At 61.2% G+C, this 25,635-nt stretch carries 22 protein-coding genes and 1 tRNA gene; 14 read left to right on the top strand and 9 right to left on the bottom strand.

The genetic code is table 11. From position 1 onward, the window contains the following. The first annotated feature begins 137 nt into the window (after positions 1-137). From DQG19_RS09105 to def, 6 genes are read left to right on the top strand one after another with little or no spacing between them, the layout of a single operon-like run. Positions 138-767, top strand: a complete 630-nt coding sequence (locus DQG19_RS09105; RefSeq protein ID WP_198661696.1) for a TetR/AcrR family transcriptional regulator — start codon at positions 138-140, stop codon at positions 765-767. A gap of 13 nt (positions 768-780) precedes the next feature. Next, positions 781-2,115, top strand: coding sequence for a TolC family protein (locus DQG19_RS09100; protein WP_116125940.1), 1,335 nt, complete (start codon positions 781-783; stop codon positions 2,113-2,115). Next, the gene (locus DQG19_RS09095; protein WP_116125939.1) at positions 2,112-3,329 is read left to right on the top strand and encodes an efflux RND transporter periplasmic adaptor subunit; all 1,218 of its coding nucleotides are present in this window, start codon (positions 2,112-2,114) and stop codon (positions 3,327-3,329) included. The genes DQG19_RS09100 and DQG19_RS09095 overlap by 4 nt, the downstream gene beginning before the upstream one ends. Continuing rightward, positions 3,322-6,780: an efflux RND transporter permease subunit gene (locus tag DQG19_RS09090; RefSeq protein WP_116125938.1), complete on the top strand. Its 3,459-nt coding sequence runs from the start codon at positions 3,322-3,324 to the stop codon at positions 6,778-6,780. The genes DQG19_RS09095 and DQG19_RS09090 overlap by 8 nt, the downstream gene beginning before the upstream one ends. Before the next feature lie 2 nt (positions 6,781-6,782). Beyond that, a complete protein-coding gene (gene ruvX, locus DQG19_RS09085; RefSeq protein ID WP_116125937.1) occupies positions 6,783-7,193 on the top strand; it encodes a Holliday junction resolvase RuvX in 411 nt (136 codons plus the stop codon). Positions 7,194-7,244: 51 nt separating this feature from the next. After that, positions 7,245-7,802: a peptide deformylase gene (gene def, locus DQG19_RS09080; protein WP_116125936.1), complete on the top strand. Its 558-nt coding sequence runs from the start codon at positions 7,245-7,247 to the stop codon at positions 7,800-7,802. A gap of 111 nt (positions 7,803-7,913) precedes the next feature. On the opposite strand, the gene DQG19_RS09075 is transcribed toward def, so the two are convergent. Further along, entirely contained in the window at positions 7,914-8,570 is a 657-nt protein-coding gene (locus DQG19_RS09075) for a viroplasmin family protein (protein ID WP_116125935.1), read from the bottom strand. A 51-nt stretch (positions 8,571-8,621) separates the two neighbouring features. Between DQG19_RS09075 and DQG19_RS09070 the strand changes: the two genes are divergently transcribed. The 6 genes from DQG19_RS09070 to DQG19_RS09045 all read left to right on the top strand — a co-directional run bounded on the left by DQG19_RS09070 (position 8,622) and on the right by DQG19_RS09045 (position 12,293). Continuing rightward, on the top strand, positions 8,622-9,413 hold the full coding sequence (locus tag DQG19_RS09070; protein WP_116126087.1) for a TatD family hydrolase: 792 nt from the start codon (positions 8,622-8,624) through the stop codon (positions 9,411-9,413). Between the two features lie 275 nt (positions 9,414-9,688). After that, a tRNA-Ser gene (locus tag DQG19_RS09065) sits at positions 9,689-9,776 on the top strand. Between the two features lie 76 nt (positions 9,777-9,852). Then, entirely contained in the window at positions 9,853-10,581 is a 729-nt protein-coding gene (locus DQG19_RS09060) for a MotA/TolQ/ExbB proton channel family protein (RefSeq protein ID WP_099105826.1), read from the top strand. Positions 10,582-10,620: 39 nt separating this feature from the next. After that, positions 10,621-11,115 (top strand): hypothetical protein, encoded by a 495-nt coding sequence (locus DQG19_RS09055; RefSeq protein WP_157974412.1) that lies wholly within the window; start codon positions 10,621-10,623, stop codon positions 11,113-11,115. 22 nt (positions 11,116-11,137) lie between these two features. Next, positions 11,138-11,695 (top strand): ExbD/TolR family protein, encoded by a 558-nt coding sequence (locus tag DQG19_RS09050; RefSeq protein WP_116125933.1) that lies wholly within the window; start codon positions 11,138-11,140, stop codon positions 11,693-11,695. A gap of 121 nt (positions 11,696-11,816) precedes the next feature. Beyond that, positions 11,817-12,293 carry an ExbD/TolR family protein gene (locus DQG19_RS09045; RefSeq protein WP_116125932.1) on the top strand — a complete coding sequence of 159 codons (477 nt, stop codon included), beginning with the start codon at positions 11,817-11,819 and terminating at the stop codon, positions 12,291-12,293. Between the two features lie 634 nt (positions 12,294-12,927). Here the strand turns inward: DQG19_RS09045 and DQG19_RS09040 are convergent. The 4 genes from DQG19_RS09040 to DQG19_RS09025 form a co-directional block, all read right to left on the bottom strand. Then, entirely contained in the window at positions 12,928-14,223 is a 1,296-nt protein-coding gene (locus DQG19_RS09040) for an MFS transporter (protein ID WP_116125931.1), read from the bottom strand. A 27-nt stretch (positions 14,224-14,250) separates the two neighbouring features. Beyond that, a complete protein-coding gene (locus DQG19_RS09035) occupies positions 14,251-15,024 on the bottom strand; it encodes a DUF1080 domain-containing protein (RefSeq protein WP_116125930.1) in 774 nt (257 codons plus the stop codon). Between the two features lie 57 nt (positions 15,025-15,081). Beyond that, positions 15,082-16,215, bottom strand: coding sequence for a glycosyltransferase family 4 protein (locus DQG19_RS09030; RefSeq protein ID WP_116125929.1), 1,134 nt, complete (start codon positions 16,213-16,215; stop codon positions 15,082-15,084). A gap of 82 nt (positions 16,216-16,297) precedes the next feature. Beyond that, a complete protein-coding gene (locus tag DQG19_RS09025) occupies positions 16,298-16,981 on the bottom strand; it encodes a DUF2461 domain-containing protein (RefSeq protein WP_116125928.1) in 684 nt (227 codons plus the stop codon). Between the two features lie 98 nt (positions 16,982-17,079). Between DQG19_RS09025 and DQG19_RS09020 the strand changes: the two genes are divergently transcribed. After that, complete coding sequence (locus DQG19_RS09020) at positions 17,080-18,912, top strand: ABC transporter ATP-binding protein (RefSeq protein WP_116125927.1); 1,833 nt, start codon at positions 17,080-17,082, stop codon at positions 18,910-18,912. A 1,186-nt stretch (positions 18,913-20,098) separates the two neighbouring features. Here the strand turns inward: DQG19_RS09020 and argH are convergent. Genes argH through DQG19_RS08995 form a run of 4 tightly spaced genes read right to left on the bottom strand, consistent with a single transcriptional unit; the run spans position 20,099 to position 22,809 of the window. Beyond that, positions 20,099-21,442 (bottom strand): argininosuccinate lyase, encoded by a 1,344-nt coding sequence (gene argH / locus DQG19_RS09010; protein ID WP_116125925.1) that lies wholly within the window; start codon positions 21,440-21,442, stop codon positions 20,099-20,101. A gap of 32 nt (positions 21,443-21,474) precedes the next feature. Further along, positions 21,475-21,888, bottom strand: coding sequence for a DUF5655 domain-containing protein (locus tag DQG19_RS09005; RefSeq protein WP_116125924.1), 414 nt, complete (start codon positions 21,886-21,888; stop codon positions 21,475-21,477). A 32-nt stretch (positions 21,889-21,920) separates the two neighbouring features. Continuing rightward, positions 21,921-22,580, bottom strand: a complete 660-nt coding sequence (locus DQG19_RS09000) for a nitroreductase family protein (protein WP_116125923.1) — start codon at positions 22,578-22,580, stop codon at positions 21,921-21,923. A gap of 16 nt (positions 22,581-22,596) precedes the next feature. Beyond that, on the bottom strand, positions 22,597-22,809 hold the full coding sequence (locus tag DQG19_RS08995) for a hypothetical protein (protein ID WP_116125922.1): 213 nt from the start codon (positions 22,807-22,809) through the stop codon (positions 22,597-22,599). Between the two features lie 250 nt (positions 22,810-23,059). Between DQG19_RS08995 and DQG19_RS08990 the strand changes: the two genes are divergently transcribed. Continuing rightward, the gene (locus DQG19_RS08990) at positions 23,060-25,531 is read left to right on the top strand and encodes a TonB-dependent receptor domain-containing protein (RefSeq protein ID WP_116125921.1); all 2,472 of its coding nucleotides are present in this window, start codon (positions 23,060-23,062) and stop codon (positions 25,529-25,531) included. The last annotated feature ends 104 nt before the right edge of the window (positions 25,532-25,635 follow it).

Below are 25,635 nucleotides of genomic sequence, written 5' to 3'. Positions count from 1 at the left end.
TCTTTCTTCGGGCGGCGGGGCGCGGGGTGCAATGTCCTTTCAAGACCTCCCGTGAGCACCAAAATGGCAGCCGTTGACGAGCGAGTGAAACGGAAGAAACTTTAGCGGTAGTCAAAGTTTCCCCCGTTCTTTGCACCGTGAATACGACCCTCATCCATAATAATAAGGAGTTGATCCTGGCGGCCCGCGACCTGTTTATGCGGATCGGCCTGCGCAGCGTCAGTATGGACGACATCGCCCGGGAGCTGGGCATCTCCAAAAAGACGCTCTACCAGACGGTGCAGAACAAGGAGGAACTGATCGACCTGGTGCTGCAGTTGATCGTGGACGAGGACCGGCTGATTCTCCAGGAGCACCAGCGGCAGGCTTCGGACGCCATCGAGGAGATGCTGCTCAACAGCCGTCACTTCATCCACCAGATGCGGCAGGTATCGCCGACCACCCTGCACGACTTGCGCAAGTACTATCCCGAGCTGTTCCGTGGCCGGGTAGCGGCCCACCAGCAGGAATTCATGGCGAGTCTTCAGCGCAACCTCGAGCGCGGCATCCGGGAGGGGGTGTACCGGCCGGAGATCGACCCCGTCGTCGTGGCCAACCTATACGTGGGCATGACCATGCTGGTGGTGGACCGCGGCATCTTCCCCGCCCGGGAACGGCCCCTCTCGGAGATTCTCATGCAGCACAACACTTACCACTTCAACGGAATTGCCAACCAGGCCGGCCGGGACCGGCTCCGCGCCCACCTCGACAGATTCGAGCTATGCTAACCTCACGTTACCTATGAAACAGTTATTCGTCCTTATCACCCTGCTGCTGGCCGGCAGCCTGCACGCGCAGGAGGGCGCGGGCGGCTCCGCGTATTCGCTCAGCGACGCCGTCAACTACGCGCTGCTCAACAGCAACACGATCCGCAACGCCCGCGTCGATATCCTCGACGCCGAGCAGAACGTGCGCGAGCGCCTGAGCACCGGCCTGCCGCAGATCAACGCCACGGTAGACTACACCCGCTACCTCAAGGTGCCGGTGCTTCCCCTGCCCGAGGCCTTTGCCGCCCTGAACCCCGATCCCAACGCCCCCGCGCCCGACGGCATCGCGTTTCAGCGGAAGAATAACTTCGTCGGGGGTATCAGCCTGGGTAGCATGATCTTCGACGGCTCCTTCTTCGTGGGCCTGCGCGCTGCCCGCGCCAGCCGCGACTACTTCAACCTCCAGCTAGAGGACGCCGAGCGGCAGGTACGCAACCAGGTTACCCAGAGCTACTTTCCCGTGCTGCTGCTCTCCACCAACCTGGAGATCCTGGACAGCAACATCCTTAACGTCCAGAAGCTGCTGCGGGAAACCACCGCCCAGTACGAGGCCGGCTTCGTCGAGCAGCTCGATGTCGACCGCCTGCGCCTCAGCCTGAATAACCTGCAGAGCAACCGGGCCGACCTCGTGCAGCAGCGCGACAACGCCCTGCGTGCGCTCAAGTATACCCTCAACTTCCCCGACGACCAAGAACTGCTGGTGGCCCAGGACCTGGAGGAACTTGAGCTGGAAGTGGAAGCCGCGGCCCTCACCGGCGACATACCCTACCAGCAGCGGTCCGAAGTCCGGCTGCTCGACGAGTCGCTCGTCCTGCAGGACCTGAACATTGAACTGCAGAAGGCGGCTTACCTGCCCACCCTCGACGCCAGCGCCGCGGCCCAGTACCAGTACCAGGGCGACAACTTCTCGGATGGCTTCTGGGCCCCGACCGTACTGGTCGGCGTATCGGCCTTCATCCCCATCTACGACGGTGGTGGACGCAGCTCCCGCCTGCAGCGGGCCCGCCTGGATAAGGAAAAGGTAGTCAACCAGCGCGACGACCTCGTGCGCGGTATCGCCCTGGAAGTGCGTAACGCCCGGGGTACCTTCAACACCGCCCGCGAGCGCCTGCAGACCACCCGCGACAACCGCGAGCTGGCGCAGCGCATTTACGAAACCACCCAGATCAAGTACCGCGAAGGGGTAGGCAGCAGCATCGAGGTCGTCCAGGCCGAGCAACAGCTTTACGAAGCCCAGGCCAACTACCTCAATGCCCTGTACGACACCCTGGTCGCCAAAGAAGACCTTTATATAGCACTCGGCCGATGAAAACTCAACTCCCCACCCCCATGATGCGCGTAACCACGCTCCTTTGCCTAGCGGTAATTCTTTGCACCTGCGGCGGCGCCCAGGAAGACGACACCCCGCAGACCTCCCAGGAGATCCAGGACGTGCTCCGCGAACGCCGCGCCGAGCTGCGTGAGCTCACCCAGGATGTCGAGGAACTCGAGGCCCGCCTCGCCGAGGTTGATCCCGATTTCGCCCCCAACAGTACGCTGGTCTCCTACGAGACGATCGACACCACCAGCTTCACCAACTTCGCCGAGGTGCAGGCTACGGTGCGCGCCGCCGAAACCGCCATGGCCACCCCGGAGATCCCCGGCCGCATCCTGCGCATGAACTTCGAGGAGGGAGAGCCCATCCGCCGGGGGCAGCTGGTCGCCGTGCTCGACGTGGAGGGCACCGAAACCCAGCGCGCCGAGCTGGAGACCGCCGCCGGCCTCGCCGAAACCGTCTACCAGCGGCAGAAGAAACTCTGGGACCAGAACATCGGCTCCGAGATCCAGTACCTCGAGGCCAAGAACAACTACGAGCGCATCCAGCAGCAACTGAAGGCCATCGACATCCAGGCCAACAAGGCCAACGTGTACGCGCCGCTGACGGGCACCGTCGACCAGGTGATGCTGCGCACCGGCGAGAGCGCCTCCCCCGGCGCGCCCATCCTGTCGATCATCAGTACCAACGACCTGCAGGTAGTGGCCGACGCCCCCGAGGCCCTGCTGAGCAAGGTCAGCAACGGTCAGAACGTGCTGGTGCGCGTACCGGCCGCCAACGTGGAGTTCCGCGCCCCCGTTACCCGCATCGGCCGGACCGTCGACCCCGCCAACCGCACCTTCGAGGTGGAGGTCAAGGTGCCGCGGCAGTACATCAACGACCTCAAGGCCAACCTGCTGGCGCAGGTGGAGGTGCAGGACTTCCAGGCCGAGGACCTGATCGTGGTGAGCCAGGACTACATCCAGCAGGACGTCGACGGGCAGCGCTACGTCTTCGTTGCCACGGAAGAGGAGGGGGAGCTGATCGCCCGCAAGACCTACGTCCAGACCGGGAAGAGCTTTAACAACCGGGCCGTGATCACGGGGGGACTCAACATCGGTGCGCGGGTGATCACCAACGGCACCCGGGGCCTGACCGACGGACAGCCCATCGCGCTTACCCAGTCGCCCATCCAGCCCACCGACGCTAAACTGAGCACCAATGGCTAAGCAGCAGAAAAGAACCTTCGGCCTGACCAACCTGGCCGTCGACAACAGCACCAGCGTATTCCTGCTGGCCATTATGATCCTGATCTTCGGACTGTTCGCCTACGAGCAGGTGCCGAAGGAACAGTTCCCCGAGGTGGACCTGCCGCAGGTCTTCGTCAACACCCCCTACTTCGGTAACTCGGCGGCCGATATCGAATCGCTGATCACCCGCCCCCTGGAGAAGGAGCTGCAGGGCGTGGACGGGGTAAAGACCATCCTCTCGACCAGCATCCAGGATTTCTCGGTGATCACCGTGGAGTTCAACTCGGACGAAGACGTCGACGATGCCACCCGCCGCGTCAAGGACGCTATCGACATCGCCAAAACGGAACTGCCGACCGACCTGGACACCGACCCCGTGGTGCAGGAGATCAACCTCTCCAAGCTGCCGATCGTGACCATCAACGTCAGCGGTAATTTTCCCCCGGAGGAGCTGCGCCGCTACGCGGAGCTGATGCAGGACGAGATCGAGGAGGTCGACGGCGTAAGCGCCGTGAACCTAAAGGGCGTACAGGAGCGGGAGATCGAGATCGCCGTGAACGCCCGCCGGATGGAGAGCCTCCAGATCAGCTTCCAGGATATCGAGAACGCCATCTCCGCCGAGAACCTGACCCTGTCGGGCGGCGAGATCGTCAACAACGGCGTGCGCCGGGCCATCCGCGTCGTCGGGGAGTTCGAGGACGCCGAGGAGCTGTCCAACACCATCATCAAGCGCGACAACCAGCGGCTGGTGTACCTGCGCGACGTGGCCGACGTAAGCTTCGGCTACGAGGACCCCACCAGTATCGCCCGGGCCAATGGCCTGCCGGTTATCAGCCTAGACGTGATCAAGAAGTCCGGGGAAAACCTGCTTTCCACCTCCGAACTCGTCGATGAGCAGGTAGCGGACCTGAAGACGCGGCTGCCCGCCGACATCGACATCACCTACTTCAACAACACGTCGACCCGGACGCGCGCCGAGGTCGACAACCTGGAGAACAGCATCATCTCCGGGGTGATCCTGGTCGTCGTGGTGTTGCTCTTCTTCCTGGGGCTACGCAACGCCCTCTTCGTCGGCATCGCCATCCCGCTCTCGATGCTGATGGGTATCCTGTGGATCTGGCTGACCGGCGTGACCCTCAACATTGTGGTACTGTTCGCCCTCATTCTGGCCCTGGGCCTGCTGGTCGACAACGGTATCGTGATCGTCGAGAACATCTACCGGTACATGCAGCTCGGGGAGGTATCGGACCGCGCCGCCAAGTTCGGCGCCGGCGAGGTGGCCTGGCCCATTATCGCCTCCACGGCGACCACCCTGGCGGCCTTCCTGCCGCTGGCCGTGTGGCCGGGCATCGTGGGCGAGTTCATGAAGTTCTTTCCCATCACGCTGATCCTGGTCCTGACCAGTTCGCTCATCGTCGCCCTGGTCATCAACCCCGTACTCGCCAGCCGCCTGATGAAGGTGGACAAGCGGGCGGAGACGCAGCGGGGCCGCCGCCGTCGCACCCGGAATACGCTGTTCACCGCGGGCGGACTGATGGTCGTCGGAGTCATCGGCCTGCTGCTCGGAGCCACCTGGCTCTTCAACCTGATGGTGATCGCCACCATCGTTACCCTGGTGTACTTCTTCCTGCTGCGGCCGGCGTCCTTTGTCTTCCAGGACCGCTTCCTACCCTGGCTGGAGCATAAGTACAACCGCTTCATCGGGTATTCCCTGCGCCACAGCGTGGCGATGCTGGCCGGCACCTTCGGATTGCTGGTGCTCGCGCTGGTCCTCACCGCCATCAAGCCGCCGCAGCTCGAATTCTTTCCGACCGCCGAGCCGCTCTACGTAAACGCCTTCGTGGAACTGCCGATCGGCTCCGACATCGCCGCCACCGACGAGGTGGCCAAGACCCTGGAGCAGCGCATCCTTACCATGCTGGAGCCCTACGACGACGTAGTAGAGGCCGTACTGACGCAGGTCGGTGAAAACACCTCCGACCCCAACCGGCCGCCCGAGCCCGGCGTGACGCCCAACAAGGCGCGGATCACCGTGAGCTTCGTCCCCTTCCGCGAGCGGAACGGCGTGAGTACCACCGCCATCATGGAGGAGATCCGCAAGACCGTCCGGGGCCTGCCCGGGGTGAAGGTAAGCGTGGACCAGAACGCCAGCGGGCCGGCCACCGGCAAGCCCATCAACCTGGAGATCTCCGGCAACGACGTCAATAAGCTGGTTACCCTCGGCGACGACGTCATCAACTACATCAACCGCCAAGGCATCCCCGGCATCGAGGAGCTCACCGCCGACGTCAAGCTCGGCAAGCCCGAGCTGCTGGTGCAGATCAACCGCGAGGCCGCCCGCCGCTACGGCTTATCCACCGGACAGATCGCCTCCGCCCTACGCACCTCGGTGTACGGCAAGGAGATCAGCACCTACAAGCTGGGCGAGGACGAGTACCCCATCTTTCTGCGCCTCGACGAGACCGACCGCAACCGCGTGGAAAACCTGCTCGACCAGCGGATCACCTTCCGCGACCCGGCCAGCGGGCGCATCACCCAGGTGCCCATCAGCACGGTCGCCAGCGTGCAGTACAGCACCACCTACAGCGCCATCAAGCGCAAGGACCTGGATCGCGTGATCACCATCAGCTCCAACCTGCTGGACGGCTACGTGGCCAACGACATCATCCCCGAGATCGACGCCGCGCTGCAGAACTACGACCTGCCTCAGGGATTCAACTACGAGTTCACCGGCGAACAGCAACAGCAGCAGGAAGACGTGGGCTTCCTGCTGGGGGCATTCGTCTTTGCCCTGTTTCTGATCTTCATCATCATCGTGGCGCAGTTTAACAGCATCAGCTCGCCCTTTATCATCCTGACTTCGGTCATCCTGTCGACGATCGGCGTACTGCTGGGCTACTTCTTCTTCGGGGGTACTTTCTCGGTGGTCTTCACCGGGGTAGGTATCATCTCGCTCGCAGGGGTAGTCGTGAATAACGCCATCGTCCTCATCGACTACACGACCCTGCTGATGCGGGAGAAGGTGGAGGAGCAGGGGCTGGACAAGATCTCCGATCTGGAGATGACGGACATCCGCGACGCCATCGTGGAGGGCGGGGCCACCCGTCTGCGGCCGGTACTGCTTACCGCCATTACGACGGTACTCGGCCTGATTCCGCTGGCGATCGGATTCAACTTCGATTTCTTCAGCTTCATCGCTACCTGGGACGGGCAGTACTTCATCGGCGGCGACAACACCGCGATCTGGGGGCCGATGGCCTGGACCGTTATCTACGGCCTGGTCTTCGCTACCTTCCTTACGCTGGTGGTGGTGCCGGTGATGCTGTGGTTGCTGTACCGTTCGCGGCGCGGCTTCAAGCGGACGGTGGCCCGGTTCAGTCACGAAGACGAAACCGTCGCAAACGAACAGCTCGAAGTCGAAACTACTTGATCGTGGGGCGGATACTGGCCATCGATTACGGACGTAAGAAGTGCGGCCTTGCCGTCACTGACCCAATGCAGCTGATCGCGCAGGCCCTGGAAACCGTACCCACCCACCAACTATTCGACTGGCTGGCCAGCTACCTGGCGCGGGAGGAGGTGACCGACCTGGTGATGGGTGAATCCACCGACCACGAAGGCAGGGCCAACCCCATTCAGGCCGAGATCCTCGGCTTCGAGCGCAAGTTCGCGCGGCAGTACCCGGACATCCGGCTGCATCGCCAGGATGAATTCGACAGTAGTCACCGTGCCCGCCGCAGTTTGCTGGCGATGGGCACGAAGAAAAAGGACCGCCGCGACAAGACCCGCGTGGACCGGGTCGCGGCGGCACTTATCCTCCAGGATTTCCTGGAAGGCCGCTAGCGGCGCTTTATCTTTGATCCCCTTTGCCCTTTACGCCCCAGAAATTACGTCATGATATTACCGATTTACGCCTACGGACAACCGGTTCTGAAAAAGATTGCCCGGCCGATCGACAAGGATTATCCGGAACTGCAGCAGCTCATCAGCGACATGTGGGAAACGATGGAAGAAGCCAACGGAGTGGGGCTGGCCGCGCCACAGATCGGCAAGAGCATCCGCCTCTTTATCATCAACAGCGGGCCCATGTATCCCGAGGGAGAGGAAGGTAAGGGCATCAAGCAGGTATTCATCAACGCCGAGATCATCGAGGAAGCCGGTGCCGATTGCAGCTATTCGGAAGGCTGCCTCAGCATCCCCGATATCACCGGCGACGTGGACCGCCCCGAAGAGATCACCATCACCTACCAGGACGAGGAGTTCAACGAGTATACTACCACCTTCACGGGTATGAACGCCCGCGTGATCCAGCACGAGTACGACCACATCGAGGGCATCCTCTTCACCGAAATGCTCAGTCCCCTGAAGAAGCGGTTACTCAAGCGCAAGCTCACCAAGATCCGCAACGGGGACATCGAGCAGAAGTACCGGATGAAGTTTGTTCGGGTTTAGAGACTCGGCTTCGCCTCTACCGTGAGCAATGGCGAGCTCTAAGCGATCGCAGGGAGCCTCTACCGTTGAGCGACAGCGAAACTCTAACCCGCGACCGCAGGGAGCCCCTCTCTACTTCCTACCAAAGTCTGCCGGAATCTCCCCCCAGGCCTCCGTTTTCCACTTGTACACCGGATTGGTGATGGTATTCTCCTTCAGCCACGCTTCCGCCCGGTCGATGAAGTCGTACAGCTCTTCCGTTTTCTTGCTACGGGGCAGGGTGGTCTTGCACTTGCCCTTGCGGATCCAGCCCATGGCGATCTTGGAGTCGGTGTAGATGGGGAGGTCGGGTTGCTCCTGTTTTTGCAGGAAGGCGAGGGCGTGCACCAGAGCCAGAAATTCCCCGATGTTATTGGTGCCGAGGGGGAAGGCGCGGTGAAACAGGCGCTTCTTGCCCGCGGTGGTAACGCCCTGGTACTCCATCCGGCCGGGATTACCGGAGCAGGCGGCGTCAACGCTGATGCTCTGGCTCAGGATACTGGAGGTCGTGGGCACCGTGTTTTTCGTGCGGGAACGCGGGTGCGAAGCGGACCGGGAAGCGGAGGACAGGGCCTGGTTCAGGTAGCTGGCGGCTCCTTTGGTAAAGGCGGCCTCGGCCTGCGCGCGATCGGGGAATGATTTATACTTTGCACCTTTGTAGCCCTGGATCTGCTGTTTGGCCTTGTCCCACTCGGTATAGACCCCGGGCGCGTGCCCCATCCAGACCACGTAGAATTTTCGTTTCGCCATGGCGGCGAAGGTATGCACCAGAACCAAGCCCCCCGGCATCTACCCCACCAAATGTTGATCGATACCCACACCCACCTCTATAGCGACAAATTCTCCGCAGACCGGGAAGCCGTACTGCAGCGGGCCTGGGACAGTGGGGTAGGGCTGGCTCTCTTGCCCGCCATCGACCGGAGTACCCACGAGCAGATGGTAGCGCTGGAGGCCGCCCATCCCGAGCGCTGCCTGGCCATGATCGGCCTGCACCCCGTGAGCGTGGGGGGGGACTACGAAGCCGAGCTGGCCGAGGTGCGCCGACGGCTGGAGGAGCGGCGGTGGGTAGCCATCGGAGAGATCGGAATGGACCTCTATTGGGACAAAACCTACCGGGAGCAGCAGGCCGACGCCTTCCTGCGGCAGTGCCGGTGGGCGGTGGAGTTCGACCTGCCCATCAGTATCCACGCCCGTGAGGCCATCGACGAACTGCTGGACCTCATCGCGGGCTTCGACGATAAGCGGCTGCGCGGGGTCTTCCACTGCTTTACGGGCACCGTGGACCAGGCCCGGCGGGTGATTGATCTGGGGTTCTACCTTGGAATGGGAGGGGTATTAACCTTCAAAAACGGAGGATTGGAGCCGGTTGTAAAAAACGTACGACGCGACCGTGTGCTACTAGAGACGGATTCGCCCTATCTTGCCCCCACTCCGCACCGGGGCAAGCGGAACGAAACGGCCTACTTGCCGCGGGTGGCGGAGAAACTGGCCGCATGCTGGGAACTTCCGCTGGAGGAAGTGGCCCGGATAACGACGGCTAACGCCCGGCAACTGTTTGAACTAGACCGCTTTGCGGAAACGATGCCAGATTGACGAAGGGGTGAATACGATCAATTGGGCGGGCTTATTTTGCTGGCGGGCTATAAAAATTTTGTTTTGTTGAACGTTTTTACAATTTTTGCGTCTACGCCAACGGTTTCCGGGACCCTTCCCGGATATGCTTATCTCAACGGAGATTTGCTTCCTTGACGAAGAATTTTGAAGAATTGCTCCAGGAATGAAAGCGGCACCCCTGCCCCGTACCTTCAGCAATTATTCGCCCCGGTGACCATCAACGGATGGCCGCCAAACTTGACAAGAATTATTACGGAGAAGTGCTCGAGTGGTTGAAGAGGTACGCCTGGAAAGCGTATATACGGTAACCCCGTATCGAGGGTTCGAATCCCTTCTTCTCCGCAGCATACTGCGCCGGCTGGCGCAGTGTCATCATCTTACTATCACGCAATCCATTCGTTAAACCTTAAATACGGCTATGCGACATCTATTCAAATCACTGGCGGTTCTTTCGCTGGTAGCCTTTTCTGCAGCGGATCTGGCAGCCCAGGACTCCGCAGGATTCCAGGTTCTTAAGAAGCAATTCATCGACGGTGACTGGCGGTTCATGGCGATCGTACTGATCTGTCTGATCCTCGGCCTCGCGTTCTGTATCGAGCGCATCATCACCCTCAACCTCGCATCCACCAACACGGACAAGCTGCTTTCCCGTATCGGTGAGCGCCTGGAAGCCGGTGACGTCGAAGGAGCCAAGGAAGTCGCCAAGTCGACCCCCGGCCCCACCGCCAGCGTACTTTACGAAGGACTGCGCCACAGCGCCGAAGGCCCCGACGCCGTCGAGAAGGCCATCGTGAGCTACGGTTCGGTACAGATGGGCCTGCTGGAGCGCGGTCTCGTTTGGATCTCCCTGTTCATCGCCATTGCACCCATGCTCGGATTCATGGGTACGGTAATCGGTATGATCCAGGCCTTCAACCGTATCGAAACGGTAGGTGACCTTAGCCCCGCGGTTGTAGCCGGTGGTATTAAGGTAGCCCTCTTGACCACGGTATTCGGTCTGGTTGTTGCCATTATCCTCCAAATCCTCTACAACTATATCGTCAACAAGATCGACGGTATCGTAAACCGGATGGAAGACGCTTCCATCGCGCTGGTGGACATCATGGCCACCAACAACACCTTTACTACTACTCGTCCCCGCGTCTAATCAGTCGCCCGCAAAATCCAATCAATTATGTATTCATTTTTGAACAAGTACGGCCAAGCATTGGCCTTCGGGATTGGAGTGCTGATTACGATTATCTTCCTTGCTTCGATCTTCTCCGCCGACGACGCCACCCTGGAATTGCTCCAGGCCAACGATAAAACGGCAGAAACGTACGAAACCGACATTTTCAACTTTGGCATCTCCATTTCGGTAATCCTTACCGCCCTGGCGTTTGTTGTAGCTGTAATCTTCGGTGTCGTACAAATGGCCAGCAACCCGAAAGGCTCTCTCAAGGGCATCGCCGGGCTTGCGCTCCTCCTGATCATCCTCTTCGTTGGCTACTCGATGGCCAGCGGCGAAGTGAACGACCCGGAGATCGCCAACGCGATTGACAAGTTCGAAACTTCCCAGGAAGCGACGATTACGCCAGGTAATTTGAAATTCATCAGTGGCTCCATCATAACGGCCCTGGTGATGATCGGTCTGGCGATCCTGACCCTGATCGTTTTCGGCGTCCGCAGTATCTTCAAGTAACCCTCTAACACAGACCACGACCATGGCTAAGACCAAAACGAGAGACCGGATGAATAACGAGATCAACGCAGGCTCGATGGCGGACATCGCCTTCCTGCTGCTGATCTTCTTCCTGGTCACCACTACCATCGCCGAAGACAAGGGTATCCTCGTAAAGTTGCCGCCCTGGTCGGATGAAGAGCCCGATATCACGAAGCTGAAGGAACGGAACGTGTTCTCCGTACTGGTGAACGCGCAGAACCAGCTTCTCGTCCGCGACGAGCCGGCCCGCATCGGCGAACTTCGGGAGCGTGCCAAGGAGTTCATCATGAACCCCGCCAACCGCCCCGACCTCGCCGAAGGACCGCGTAACGCCATCATCTCGCTCAAGAACGACCGCGGTACCGACTATGATACCTACCTGGCCGTTTACAACGAGCTGAAAGGCGCTTACGACGAATTGTGGGACGAGCTGTCTCAGCGTCGCTACGGCGAACCCTACTCCGAGGAAATGCCCTTCGCGCAGCGTAAGGCCATCCGGGACGACATCCCGATGGTACTGTCCGAAGCCGAGCCCACCAATTTCGGTGAAGAAAATTAGGTTTAACCGGCGGGTCGGTCAGTCGCTGGCCGACCCGCTTTTTTACCTGACTACCCACCAAACCGGTGCGCCGCCGCATCTACCCCTCAGTACTCCGTTACCCCTCCGTTAAACCTCTATTATGGCTAAGTTCAGCAAAAAGCGCGGTAAGTCATCCCCCGCTATCTCGACGGCTTCCCTGCCCGATATCATCTTCATGCTCCTCTTCTTCTTCATGATGGTTACGGTACTCCGGGACTCCGACCTCAAACTGCAGGTCAACACCCCCGAAGCTACCCAGCTCACGAAGCTCGACGAGAAGTCACTCGTCAACTACATCTACGTGGGACGTCCCACTCAGCAGTACCAAGCCGTTTACGGTACCTCGCCCCGCATCCAGCTCGGCGACAAGATCTCCGGCGTTGACGACATCCCCCTGTTCCTCGAGCAGCACAAAGTAAAACTCCCCGAAGCCAAGCGCTCGCGCATCACCTCTTCCCTCCGGGTCGACGGCGAAGTCACCATGGGCATCGTTCAGGATGTCAAGACCAAGCTTCGCAAGAGCAACCAGCTCAAGATCAACTACAGCGCCGGCACCCGCGCCACGGAACTCGACTAAGCCCGGTTCTCAGCACCGTGCCACGCTGCTACCACGAAAGCCGCTCTTCTTACCGGAAGAGCGGCTTTCGTGTGTTTAGCCATCAGCAGATAGCCCCTGATTAGAAGACTCAATACAGCCTCGGCCTTTTGGAAAGCGCACCAGGATCCTATGCTACGCCGCGTGGTGTTATCGTCGGGGTAGGGTAGGTCGTAAAGGCCACGCCCGGTAGCGCCCTACGATGCCCTCCACGAGCACGCAGACGGAAAGAACAGCTAATAGCCATCCCATTCGCCCGCCGTCGTTACCCACCGCAGCCTCAGGGTATCCGCAAACCCGGCTCTCCACCCTAACTGCGTAGGGAGGCTGCGCGTTCCTCTCTGCGCCCCACTTACGCCGTAGTTAACCTGCGCACGAAGGGACTAACCGCTGTAGTAAAGCGAAGGGGGGGCAGCAACCGGCGCCGTCGGTTACGAAGCTGTCGCGGTACCGCCCGGCCTTACTGGCCCGGAAGACCGTACAGCGCGCGCAGGGGGACATTACCACGTCCGACTGACCTTCCCCGAAGGCCATCCGGTGTACAGCAACCAAAAACGCCCGCCCCGAACAGCGTTCGGAGCGGGCGTTTTTGATTCCGTAGGACGGTAGCGTGGATTTACCGCGCGGAACCCGGGGTCGACATGGCGTCCGGATTCAGGATCGCCTCGTCGGCGGGCACCTTGTTGGTCCGGTTCCGCATGTAGAAGTACAGTCCCGAAAAGAGTACGATCAGGATGATCGGGAACCACATCATGGTAGACAACGTAGCCTGTCCGGCGATGATGTCCGCCTCGGCACCCGTAGCCCCGGCGATCTCGGCCGAAGCCTTGGCTTCGTCGAGCCAGCCGCCGATGATGGGGTTCCACATGACCTGGGCCAGCATGCCGGCACCGCCGACCAGCGACATGCCCAGAGCGCCCGTCTGCGGAATATACTCGCCAACGAAGCCGATCATGGTGGGCCAGAAGTAGCAGATACCGAGGGCAAAGACGATCGCCGCGGCGTACACCATGCCGCCCTCGAGCGTACTCAGCAGGTAAATACCGAGGGTGGATACCACGGCGCTGATGAGCAGTACCCCGGTAGGGTTGAAGTTGTGGACGATCGGGCCGGCAAAGAAGCGTCCGACGGCCATCAGGCCCGTTACGAGCGCCAGTACGATCATCGGGCTGGCCCCACTGGCCCCGAGGATCTTCTCTACCCACTGCGTGGTACTGAATTCCGTGGTAGCCGTCAGGGTCATACACAGTACGATGAAGAGAAAGAGCGGATTGACCAGGCTGCGGATGTTCTCCCGGGTATCGTTGCTAATGGCGTTGGCCTTGGGAAACTCCTGACCGAAGATCAGGATCGCGTAGATGATCGTGGGGACGAACATCGTAGCGATCAGCCCCTGCCAGCCCAGCGTGTCACCGAAGAAACGGGCGATCAGGGAGCCGATCACGATACCGCCGGGGAACCACACGTGGAAGCGGTTGAGCATCTGGGTCTTCTTCTCGGGGTACATGTCCGCCACCATCGGGTTACAGGCCGCCTCGACCGAGCCGTTGGCAAAACCGATGAAGAAGGTAGAGATGATCAGCCCCCAAAAACCACCGGCTGTAATCGTCAGTACCAGGCCGAGCAGGTGACACACAAAGGCCGTCCAGAGCATATTGCGGGGGCCGATGTTATTGTACAGGAGGCCACCGATCACCATGGCGATCGGGAAGCCGAGAAAGGCCATGGAGTTTACCCAGCCCAGCTCGGGACCGGTGAGTTGGAAGGTGGTGCCAAGTTCGGTGAGAATACCGGCCCGGATGGCGAACGTCATCGACGTAACTACCAGGGATACACAGGCCGCCAGGAATAACCGGTCGCGGTTGGCCGGGATGCCGGCGGCGGCGCCCGCCTGGGTGTTTTCAACGTACATAATCGATCTGTTTTTACTTGTTAATGGTTATTTGCCGCTCAGTTCCCGGATGCGGACATTGCGGAACCAGACCGGGTCACCGTGATCCTGCAGCGCAATCTTGCCGGAGGTGTAGCTGCCGAAGCTGCCCCAGTCCTTGAATTTGGAATCGGCGATCATCGCGTCCCACTCGGGGCCGTTGTTCGCGTAGGAGACGACCCGTTCGCCGTTTTGCCACTGCTCGACGCGGCCGTCCGTGACGACCAGGCGCACGGAGTTCCATTCGCCCGCGGGCTTGACGTTCTCCGGTTCTCCGGTCTGCAGGTCGTACAGGTCACCCGCCCGGTGCTTCACGATCTTGGCGTCGGGGTGGCAGGCGTTATCCACGATCTGCATTTCCGGACCGGTCATGTAGGATGCGCCCTGCTCTCCTTCCTCGTTGACGTTGTAGATGATACCGCTGTTGCCGCAGTCTCCGATCTTCCACTCGAGTTCGAGTTCGTAGTTGCTGTAGGTTTCGTCGGTGGTCAGGTCACCGCCACCCACGACCCCGTGCTCGCCCTTGTTGCTGGTGTCGAGGTAGATGGCCCCGTCTTCGTCCACCTTCCAGGCATCGCCGACTTCGTCCTGTCCGTAGGAGTGCCAGGCGTCGAGATTGCCATCGGGCATGAGCTCGGTCCATTCGCCGTTCCTGGTGGACGCGGATTCCTCGGTGGCCATGTCCCCGGTTTGGGGCTGCGAATCGGCGTCGGCGGACACCGCGGCAGGGCCGCAGGCAGTCAGGAAGAGAGGAAAAAGGAACAGGGAGTATTTGCTGAGCATGGATAGACTTTGATGTGGTAAGGTAAGCAGCACACCGGAAATTAAAAAAATGCCCCCTTATCCCCTCGGCCTGGCCAGCACGCGCCGGTACGCGGCGTCCAGTTGCCGGGCCGTGTGGTCGCTACGGTAGTGCTCGCGTACGTAGCCGGCTCCCGCCCGCCCGATCCGGTCGCGCAGTTCGTCGTCCTCCACGAGACGCACGATGGCATCCTTCAGCGCCTGTTCGTCGCGCGGGGGGATGATGAGGGCCGTTTCCCCGTCCACGCCTAACCCGCGGTTGCCGCCGATGTCGGTCATGATGGTCGGCCGGCCGAGGAACATACTTTCCAGCAGGACCTTGCTCAGTCCCTCCCCCTTGACGCTGGGCAGCAGGCTGATGTCCGCCGCGGCCAGCAGTTCCAGTACGTCGCCCCGCCAGCCGGTAAAGGTGTAGTCCTCGTCGTCGTGGTAGGGGCTATCCGCCAGTCCGGCACGAAGGTCGTTGTCGTCCCCCAGGCCGCGGCCGACGAACAGGAAATGCAGGGGCAGCTCGGCGGGCAGCCAGCGTATGGCGGTGGCGAGGTATTCCATGCCCTTCATGCGGCGGGCGTTGGCCACGACGATTAGTACCAGGTGGCCGGCGGGGATGTCGAACTCCGCGTGCAGGTCGCGCGGGGCCACGTCGGCGTACCAGGCGGGATCGTGTCCCTTGCCCACGACGACGGTCTTGGCGGAATCGAGGAAGAGCTGCCGATCCAGGTCGTCCTTCACCGCCTGACTTACGCAGGTGATCAGGTCCACCCGCGGATGCAAGTGCTTGAAGTAGGCCGTAGGATCCCACCAGTGCATATTCCCGGTAAAGCCGCGGTAGGTAACCACCTTGCCCGGCCAGTTGCGCGCCGCGCGCAGGCCGGCCACGATGGCCTTGTTGTTGAACAGGTGGAGCAGGTCGTAGTCGCCGCGCTCCAACTCTTCGCGAATGCGATCGCGGTCGGAGCCGCCGAATTTGCTTTCCGGGTGCCAGTCGATGATGGTCACGCCGGCGCGCTCTACTTCCTCCAGGTAGTGGGCGCCCTGCCGGCGCGTCATCAGGGTGATGCGGTAGCCGAAATGCTCGCGCAGCTCGATCCACCACCGCCCCTCGGGGCGTACGGCGTTGAGGCTGTCGCGGTAGTCGGATACGACCAGCAGCGAGGGGGGACGGTCGCTCATGCGGGTGGTGGTTTACGGTTATTCACGGGGGCGGGGCTCCGTTCCGGGGCGTAAGTATAGGCCTTGTCGTCGTAGCAGTTGCTCAGAGCAGGCTTTCCCCGTTGGCGTCGGTGGTCAGTACCTCACTGAAGTAGTCGAAGAAGGGCCGCAACCCGAGCAGCGTCTCTTCCGCCCGATCGATGAAGGAGGGGTCCAGCACCTCCGCCTCCGTGAACTCGCGGGTGGCGTAGAACTGCTTGTACCGCAGCAGGTCGATGTCCGGGTGATCGCGGGGGTACCCCTGCGGGGCGGTTTTCAGCTGTTCCCCGCGGAGGTTGCCGTACAACCTGCCAAATTCCTTGGCGCCCAGGATCTCCCGCATGGCACCTGCGTCCGCGCCCAGTTCCTCGCGGATGCGTTTCAGGTCGTCGCGCTCGATGCCGTAGAAACCACCGCCGACGGAGTTGCGCTCCGGCGACAGCGTGAAGTAGTAGCCGCCGCGGCGCGCCAGCCCGTCGCGGGTAAAACTGCCGGCGATGTTGGTCTTGTATGGTAGCTTGTTTTTGCTGAAGCGAACGTCGCGGTAGATGCGAAACAGTGCCCTCTTCCCGTCCTCGGTGCTGATGACGTCGGTCCGGCGGAGCCTGGTAAGTAACTCATCGGCAAAGTCGGCCACGTTTGCGCGGGCGGCCGTGTACCGGTCTTTGTTATCATTAAACCAGTCGCGGTCGTTGTGGGCGGCCAGGTCGCGGAGGAAGGCGTAGGTGTGGGGCTCTATTCTTGCCATAAGCCAGGGAGTAGCGGGTAGTTTGTTGCCAGTAGGAGACCACAAGCTACTGCCTGCCCGCTACAAGCTACGTGCTGACCGCTACCTACCTTTACCCCATGTCCTCCTTCCGCCGCCTACTGGGCTATATGGGTAACTACCGCGGGCTCGTCGCCCTGGCCATCGTATGCAATGTCCTTACGGCGGTCTTTACGGTGGTGTCGATCCCGATCTTTACGCCCTTCTTCAACCTGTTGTTCGAGCAGACCGAACCGGTGACCGTAGCCCCCGAGCACCTGCGTTCGCTGGACGAGCTGGAGCAGTACGGCGGGTACGTCGTGACGCAGTGGATCACCGAGCAGGGGCGGGAGAACGCGCTGCTGTACGTCTGCGGACTGATCCTGCTGTCCTTCCTGCTGAAGAACCTGTTCCGCTACCTGGCGCTCTTCTTCATGTCGCCGGTACGCAACGGCATCATCCGCGATCTGCGCAACGAGCTCTATACTCACCTGCTGCACCTGCCGCTCGGCTACTTCACCGAGGAGCGCAAGGGCAACCTGCTGAGCCGCATCACCGGCGACGTGCAGGAGGTGGAAAGCAGCATCCTTAACGTGCTGGAGGCCATATTCCGCGAGCCCTTCATCATCATCGGGTCGCTGACCTTCATGATTTTTGTGAGCCCCTCCCTGACGCTGTTTGTCTTCGGGCTGATGATCTTCACCGGCGTGGTGATCGGCGGCATCGGCAAGCGGCTTAAGCGCAGCAGCGGCGAGGTACAGGAAACGCTGGGCGACATCGTCAGCCGCACCGAGGAGAGCCTGGGCGGACTGCGCATCATCAAGTCGTTCGGGGCGGAGGACTACCAGTCGCAGCGCTTCGCCAAGCTAAACAATACCTACCGCCACAAGCTGATCCGGCTGCTGTGGCGCCGTGACCTGTCGAGCCCGCTCACCGAGTTTCTGGGCATCGCTACCGTTGCCCTGCTGCTGCTCTACGGTTCCCGGGAGGTATTCGCGGGCACGATGGAGGCGGGCACCTTCATCGCCTTCATCTTTGCCTTCTACATGGTCATCGACCCCGCCAAGAACTTCAGCAAGGCGTGGTACAACGTCCAAAAGGGCCTCGGCGCGCTGGAGCGGGTGGAGTCGGTGCTGGACGTGCAGAACCCCCTCACGCTGGCGGGCGCCGCGGCGCAGGTGCCGGGGCCATCCCTAACGGACGACCGGTCGGGTATCCGCTTTCACGACGTCGGTTTCCGCTACCGGGCAGACGGGCCGGAGGTACTACACGGGATCGACCTCAGCATTCCCCGCGGGCAGGTCGTGGCCCTGGCCGGGGCAAGCGGCGGCGGCAAGAGTACCATCGCGGACCTCCTGCCGCGCTTTTACGACCCTACTACCGGACACATCACTTTGGACGGGCGCGACCTACGTACTTTTTCCCTGGAAGAGCTCCGCTCCCACTTCGGCATCGTGAGCCAGGAGGCGATCCTCTTCAACGATACGATCTACAACAACATCGTCTTCGGCATGCGCGACGTCACGCCGCAGCAGGTGGAGGAAGCGGCCCGCGTAGCCAACGCCCACGACTTTATTGCCGCCATGCCGGGCGGCTACCAGTCCAACATCGGCGACCGTGGTACCAAGCTCAGCGGCGGACAGCGACAGCGCATCACCATTGCCCGGGCCGTACTCCGTAATCCGGATATCCTCATCCTCGACGAGGCCACCTCCGCCCTCGACAGTGAGTCGGAACGCCTCGTGCAGGAGGCCCTGCAGCGGCTGATGCAGAACCGCACGGCTCTGGTGATCGCCCACCGCCTGAGTACCATCCAGAACGCCGACCAGATCGTCGTCCTCAACCGGGGCCGCATCGTCGAGCGCGGTACCCACCGGGAGTTGCTGGAGCGGGGTGGCGCGTACCGCAAGCTGGTGGAGTTGCAGGAGGTGTAACCGAAGCAGGGTGACCGGGAGAAACCAGGCATCTAATCTGCAAAATATGTGTAAGGCAAGTTGTTGTCTGCCGCCCGGTGGGTAATGAGATCGATCGCCGGACCACGGGCCGGGCTCGCCCAGTGCCGACAAAATTCCGTTCAGAACATAAAGGTTACGGTTCGTAACATACAGCCCACGCGTATCATGCCAAGCTTCAATTCTGGGTGTCTTCGGCACGTCAACTACTACGATTGAAAATACTGTATTCAGTTTTCCTCACTTCAAAATATTATTATATGAAGCTTTCGCAACTAAACTTTCTTTTCTTCCTGGCTGCGGTACTGACTTTCTCGGCGTGTGAGAAGGATGATGACGACGTGATGCCGGTCTGTAACCAGAGTAGCTTTGTAAGAGAATAATCGGGTACTATCAACTGCGATGGTGATGTGGAAGATGTCACGGTCACAATCACGGCTAGTGGGGATGAGGATATTCTGGTAGGATACGAAACCAGTTCCACAATCGTAAGTTTCACTAACCCCCAGACGCCCGTGGGATGCACCGTAAGCGTGGTACTGACGGAGCAAGATGAATACTATTCCCTGGGGATCGAATTGGATGGTGACGACCTGACGTTGGAGGAGATTGTTGAAAGCAACGGTCTCGGTACGAATTGTAAGATTACGGCGACGCGTGACTAGCAGACTGTCGAGTGGTATTCATGGGCAGACGCGCCTAGGTTTCACTCGGGTTCCGGTAAGCCGCAGCTACCAGGCCAAGCCGGGTTATTTACTTACTTCTGCAACCGGCCCGCTGAGCGACTTATGCGCTTACCGCGTTCCCGTCTACCTGACATTCACGAATCGATCAAAGTACTCAGCTCCCAAGCCGCGCTAGTACACCGATGGTCGTACTTTGGTGTGTAGCAGAGGGTAATCCGCTTCTCCTGATTTATGACCTTGGGTTCGGCCGTAGCTGACCGTTACCCGGCCAGAGGTTGGCACGGATCATCACGTGTCGGGGGTGCTTCATGGTAGCCTCGGTTACCGCACGTAGTTCAACGGTCGGTAGATACGGCCGCCAGGAAGCGACCAGTTAGGTTGGGTGTGCCATATGCGTATCGATAGGCACGACGTCTCTTGTACCCCCCAATAGCTTTTGACTCCGCTCCGGGAGATTCGCGTCGCCCGCTCCCCGTACTGGGTTAGTTCTCGACCAGGTCCCCCAGCGCCCGCGCACTACGGGCAAAATCAAACTGGCCGAGTACTTCCTCCCGCTTACGATCGATCCGCTCGTTCCCCAGATTCCCCAGGCTGCCCAGGTGAGTATGCTTGAGCTCCGTCGGCGGTACGAAGGTGCCCCCCTCGATGTCCTTGCCGACCCGCTGGTAGGCATCGCGGAAGGGCACGCCCTCCAGCACCAGGTTATTCACCGCCTCTACGCTATACAGGTAGGTGTAGCGTGGGTCGGTAGGCAGCTCCTGGGCGCGGACGCGGGTGCGGGGCAACGCGTACAAGGCGATGGCCAGTCCGGTTTCCAGCTGGTCGAGGGCGGGGAAGATGGCCTCCTTCAGCAACTGGAAGTCGCGGTGGTAGCCGCTCGGGAGGTTGGTGGTGAGCTGGGCCATCTGGGCCGGCAGCGACTGCAGCAGGTTGCAGCGGCCGCGCAACAGCTCGAAAACGTCGGGATTCTTCTTGTGGGGCATGATGCTCGACCCGGTGGTGAGGTCGTCCGGCAATTGCAGGAAGCCGAAGTTCTGGCTGCTGTACAGGCAAACATCCATGGCCATCTTGCCGATGGTCTGGGCCAGCCCGGCAATGGCGAAGGCTACCGTGAGCTCGGTCTTGCCGCGGCCCATCTGGGCGGCGACCACGTTCACTACCGGCGCGCTGAAGCCGAGGAGTTCGGTGGTGCGGTCGCGGTCCAGCGGGAAGCTGGAACCGTAGCCGGCCGCCGATCCGAGCGGATTCTGGTCCACGACTTCGTAGGCGGCCTTCCACAGCCGCAGGTCGTCGATGAGGGCCTCACCGTAGGCACCAAACCACAGGCCGAAGCTGCTCACCATAGCCACCTGCAGGTGGGTGTAGCCGGGGATGAGCTTGTTCTTGTGCTCCTCGCTCAGCTCGGTGAGCGTCCGGCTCAGCTCGGCCGTCTGCTCCACGATGCCCCGGATACGGTGGCGAAAGTAGAGGCGCAGGTCCACCAGCACCTGATCGTTGCGGCTGCGGCCGGAGTGGATCTTCTTGCCGTCGTCGCCCAGGGAGCGGGTGAGCAGCAGTTCGACCTGACTGTGGACATCCTCTACGCCGTCCTCGATGAGGAACTTCCCGTTGTTGGCCAGGCGGTACAGCTCGCGGAGCTTTTCCTTGCACCTGCGCGCCGCCGGCGCATCGATCAGCCCGACTTCCTCCAGCATGGTCACGTGGGCGAGGGAGCCGAGGATGTCGAAGGGGGCGAGTTCCAGGTCGAGTTCGCGGTCGCGGCCGACCGTGAAGTCGGCGATGCGCTGGTCGAGGGGGTAGTCTTTTTGCCAGAGTTTGTCAGCCATACCGCGAAGATGGGGCAAAGCCGGGGAATGCATCAGCGGTTCCCCCAGTCGTAGCCCTTGCGTAGGAGTGCGGTCATCTCCGGGGTCAGCTCCCCCGGGCCGGACAGGCGGATCGTGTTGCGGTACTTCTGCTTGCCCATGTGATCGAGGACCGACCGGTGGAGGAGCGGACTGTGGATGATCTTGTCGGTAAAGAAGGCCAGTTCCAGCACCTTGGTCATGGGGCGCACGACCATCCACGCCCGTTTGTTGGTGAACATGATGGCCTTGCGGGCAGGCGTGATGAGGTTGGGCTCCCACTCGGCGGTCGCGATGAGCACGTCGTCGAAGGCCATCACCACCTCGTCGGGCTTGCCGGCAAAGATCTCGTCGATGGTCTTCTCGCTGCAGTAGTGATGCTGTCCTTCGCGGCGGAAGGGACGGCCGCATTTGGGGCAGGTCCACATACCCGGAGAAACGGCGCGCCGGGGAGGCAGGTTTAGTACCACCGCATCACCTCCCCCAGTCCCTTCCGTTCGATGGCCGGCACCGTAGCTTCCTCCGCCGGCAGTCCTACCGGCAGCAAAAGGTACGGCCGCTCGTTCTCCGGGCGGTCGAGCACCCGCTGGAGGAAGTTCATCGGGCTGGGCGTATGGGTCACGGTCACCAGTCCGGCGTGGTGGATGGCCGCGATGAGAAAGCCGCAGGCGATACCGACGCTCTCGTTGACGTAGTAGTTTTTTTGTCGCTCGCCGTCGGGGCCGAGGTCGTACGCTTTTTTGAAGACCACGATGAGGTAGGGGGCAGTGGTGAGGAAGGGCTTGTGCCAGTCGGTACCAAATTTGGCCAGGTCGTCGAGCCAATCCTCCGACATGCGCCCGTGATAATTTTCGTACTCCTCCTGCTCGGCGGCCGCGCGAATTTGCTGCTTGATGACCGGATCGGCGACCACACAGAAGGTCCACGGCTGCTTGTGGGCGCCGGAGGGGGCGGTAGCGGCGGTGCGGACGATGTTCTCGATGACGCTGCGGGGCACCGGCGCGTCCGAGAAATCACGTACCGTGCGGCGGCGCGCGAGTTCGTGGTACAGCTGATCGGCGCGCTGGCGCATTTCCTCCGCCGTCCGCGAAACGTGGGCTAGGGGTAAGTACTCGGGCATCCCCCCAAGATAGCAGCTACACCCGATGCGTATCCTGGTTCTCGTAAAAGCTGTAACCAAGCGTAAGCAGGCCGATGAGGCAGAGCGCGCGCAGCAATGACCAGTCGACGGTGTGGGCCCCGCGGAGGATCTCGCCACCGTGGAGGGCGAAGTAAACGACGGAGGCGGAAAGGAGAATGCCGCCGGCGGTATCCAGCGCGGCGCGGGTGGGTGAGGATGGGCCCTTCATGATGAGAGAACTGAACGGTTGGTTGAGGCCGGGCGGGTAATGCGAAAAGCAACGACAGTACAACTGCAAAAGGGCCTGTAAAAGTACCCGGGGCTTCCGGATTACGTGGCTTGTCGGGCGCGCGTCCTTATCCGCGGGCGCCGGGAATCGTAGAGTAATTGACGTCGTTCGTCGATCACCGCCCCCCCGCCGACCCTCCGGCGCATCGAAGTAGTGGCTGGCGCGTTGAAGTCCGGTAATAACCCCAGCTATGAAAAACTATTATCTGCTCCTTTGCCTCCTTCCCCTGAGCCTGCTGGCCCAAACGTTTCCCGGCGGCGGTGGCGCTCCGGCCATCAAGGGCACCATCCGCGGCTCCGTGACCGACGCCGGAACGGGCGACCCCGTGGAGTTTGCGACCATCGTGCTGCTTTCCTCCGACGGGAGCCAGCAGGTCAACGGTACGCTGTCCGAGGCCGACGGGACCTATAAGATGGTAGGCGTGGTACCCGGCGACTACCGGGTCAAAGTCAGCTTTCTCGGCTACCTGGAACAGACGGTGGAAGGCGTGACCACGACGAAAAAGAGTCCCGACCTTACCCTGGACCCAATCTCCCTGGCCAACGACGCGGTGACCCTGGAGGGCGTGGAGGTAACCGCCAAGGCCGCCCTGGTGGAGAACCGCATCGACAAGATGGTCTACAACGCCGAGCAGGACGCGACCAACAGCGGCGGTGACGCCAGCGACGTCCTTCGGAAAGTGCCCCTGCTGAGCGTCGACCTTGAAGGCAACGTCAGCCTGCGCGGCTCCTCGAACCTCCGTATTCTGGTGAACGGCCGGCCGTCCACCATCTTCGCCAACAGCGTGGCCGACGCGCTCAAGAGCATCCCCAGCGACCAGATCAAAAGCGTGGAGGTGATCACCACCCCCAGCGCCCGCTACGACGGCGAGGGCAGCGGCGGTATCATCAACATCATCACCAAGAAAAAGGAGGCCCAGGGCTTCACCGGCACGGCCAACGCCTCGCTGGGTACCCGCCAGAATAACGCGGGACTCAACGTCAACGCCCTGGTGGGCCGCTTCGGCATCAACGGCGGGGCCAACGGCTTCTGGAGCTGGAACCGGGAGGCGCGCAACGAATTCGTACGTACGGACCTGGACAACGGCGCGCCCATCCGCCAACTGACGCAGGGCGGCGTGACGAAATCCGGCTTCTTCGGCGGGAACGCCAACGTGGGGGCCTTCTACGATTTCAACGCCTACAACAGCCTTAACCTGAGCGGACGGTACAACCGCTTCGGCCGCTCGCAGGAGGGTACTACGACCGGTCTGATCGACTACCTCGGCGGCGGCCAGGAGAACGTCGACTTCTCCCGCTATAACGATAGCGACAACACGAACTCCGGCTTCGACGCCACCCTGGACTACCGCAAAACCTTCGCCGAGCAGGAAGGCCGCGAGATGATCGTTGCCTTTCAGCTCAGCGGTCAGGACAGCCGCACCGACAACATCGTCGACCAGTCCGGCGACCTGCCCATCTACCAGCGCGACCTCATCAATACCAACAACGGCGTCAACCTGGAGTACACCGGACAGCTCGATTACGTGCATCCCCTCGGCGAACGCGTCAAGCTGGAAACCGGCCTGAAGGCCGTCCTGCGCCGTATCGACAGCGACTACCGCACCGAGATCAAGCCCAACGACGGCGGCACCTTTACCGCCGATCCGAAACTGACGGACCTGTTTCTCTACGACCAGGACGTCTACGCCGCCTACCTGAGCGCCAACTGGAATATCTCCGACAACTGGGGACTGGTAGCCGGCGCCCGCTACGAAACCACGGAGATCGGCGGCGATTTCCGCAGCGAAAACCCCAGCTTCGAGAACAGCTACCAGAACTTCCTGCCCAGCGTGATCGTCAGCCGGAAGCTGAGCGACTTCAGCAACCTGAAGGCCAGTTACAACCAGCGCATCCAGCGGCCCAGCTTGTTTTACATCAACCCCTTCGTAGCCATCTCCGACCCCAACTCCCTCCAGATCGGCAATCCGGACTTGGAGCCCGAGATCGTCGAGCAGTACGAACTGGCCTACAACACCTACATCAAGGGCGTGGTCCTCAACGTGTCGACCTACTACCGCAATACCGAAGGACTCATCGAGAGCTTCCTCAACGTGGACGAGGAAGGGATCGCCAGTACCACCACCTTCCTGAACATCGGCAGCAGCGACACCTACGGCGCCAACCTCTTTACCTCCTTCACGCTCTGGGAAAAGCTGGAACTGCGCGCCAGCGTCAACTACGGCCGCTACAACGGCATCGGCTTCGTCAACGGCGAGCAGCTCGAGCGCTCGGCCGACGTGATCAGCGGCAACGGCGGCGGCAGCTTCACCTTCAACAATAAACTACGGGCCGACTTCTTTGCCTTCGCCCGCGGCCAGCAGCAAACCCTGCAGGGCTCGAACCCCGGCTTCAGCATCTACGGGGTGGGCCTGAACTACGACATCAGCGAACGTACCGCCCTGGGCGTACGGATCGTCTCCCCCTTCAGCGAGAACCAGGTGTTCGCCACCAACCTCCGCGGCCAGGATTTCGTGCAGGAAAGCAGCTTCACTATTCCCTTCCGCAGCTTCGGCATCAGCTTCAACCACAAGTTCGGCCAGGTCGATTTCCGCGGCCAGAACCGCCGTACCCGCGTCACCAACGACGACCAGAAGGAAGGGGAGGGGAATCAGCAGTACTAGGACGCAGTACAACGCTGCCTCCGGCAGCGACAGTAAAATGCTGCCTCCGGCAGCGATAGTACAATGCTGCCTCCGGCAGCGCGGTCCGACGCGCTCTCCGAGCG

It is taken from the genome of Lewinella sp. IMCC34183 (assembly GCF_003390915.1).
Classification (GTDB): Bacteria; Bacteroidota; Bacteroidia; order Chitinophagales; family Saprospiraceae; genus Neolewinella.
The sequence above is the reverse complement of the archived record's forward strand: the minus strand, read 5'-3'. Positions and strand labels throughout refer to the sequence as shown.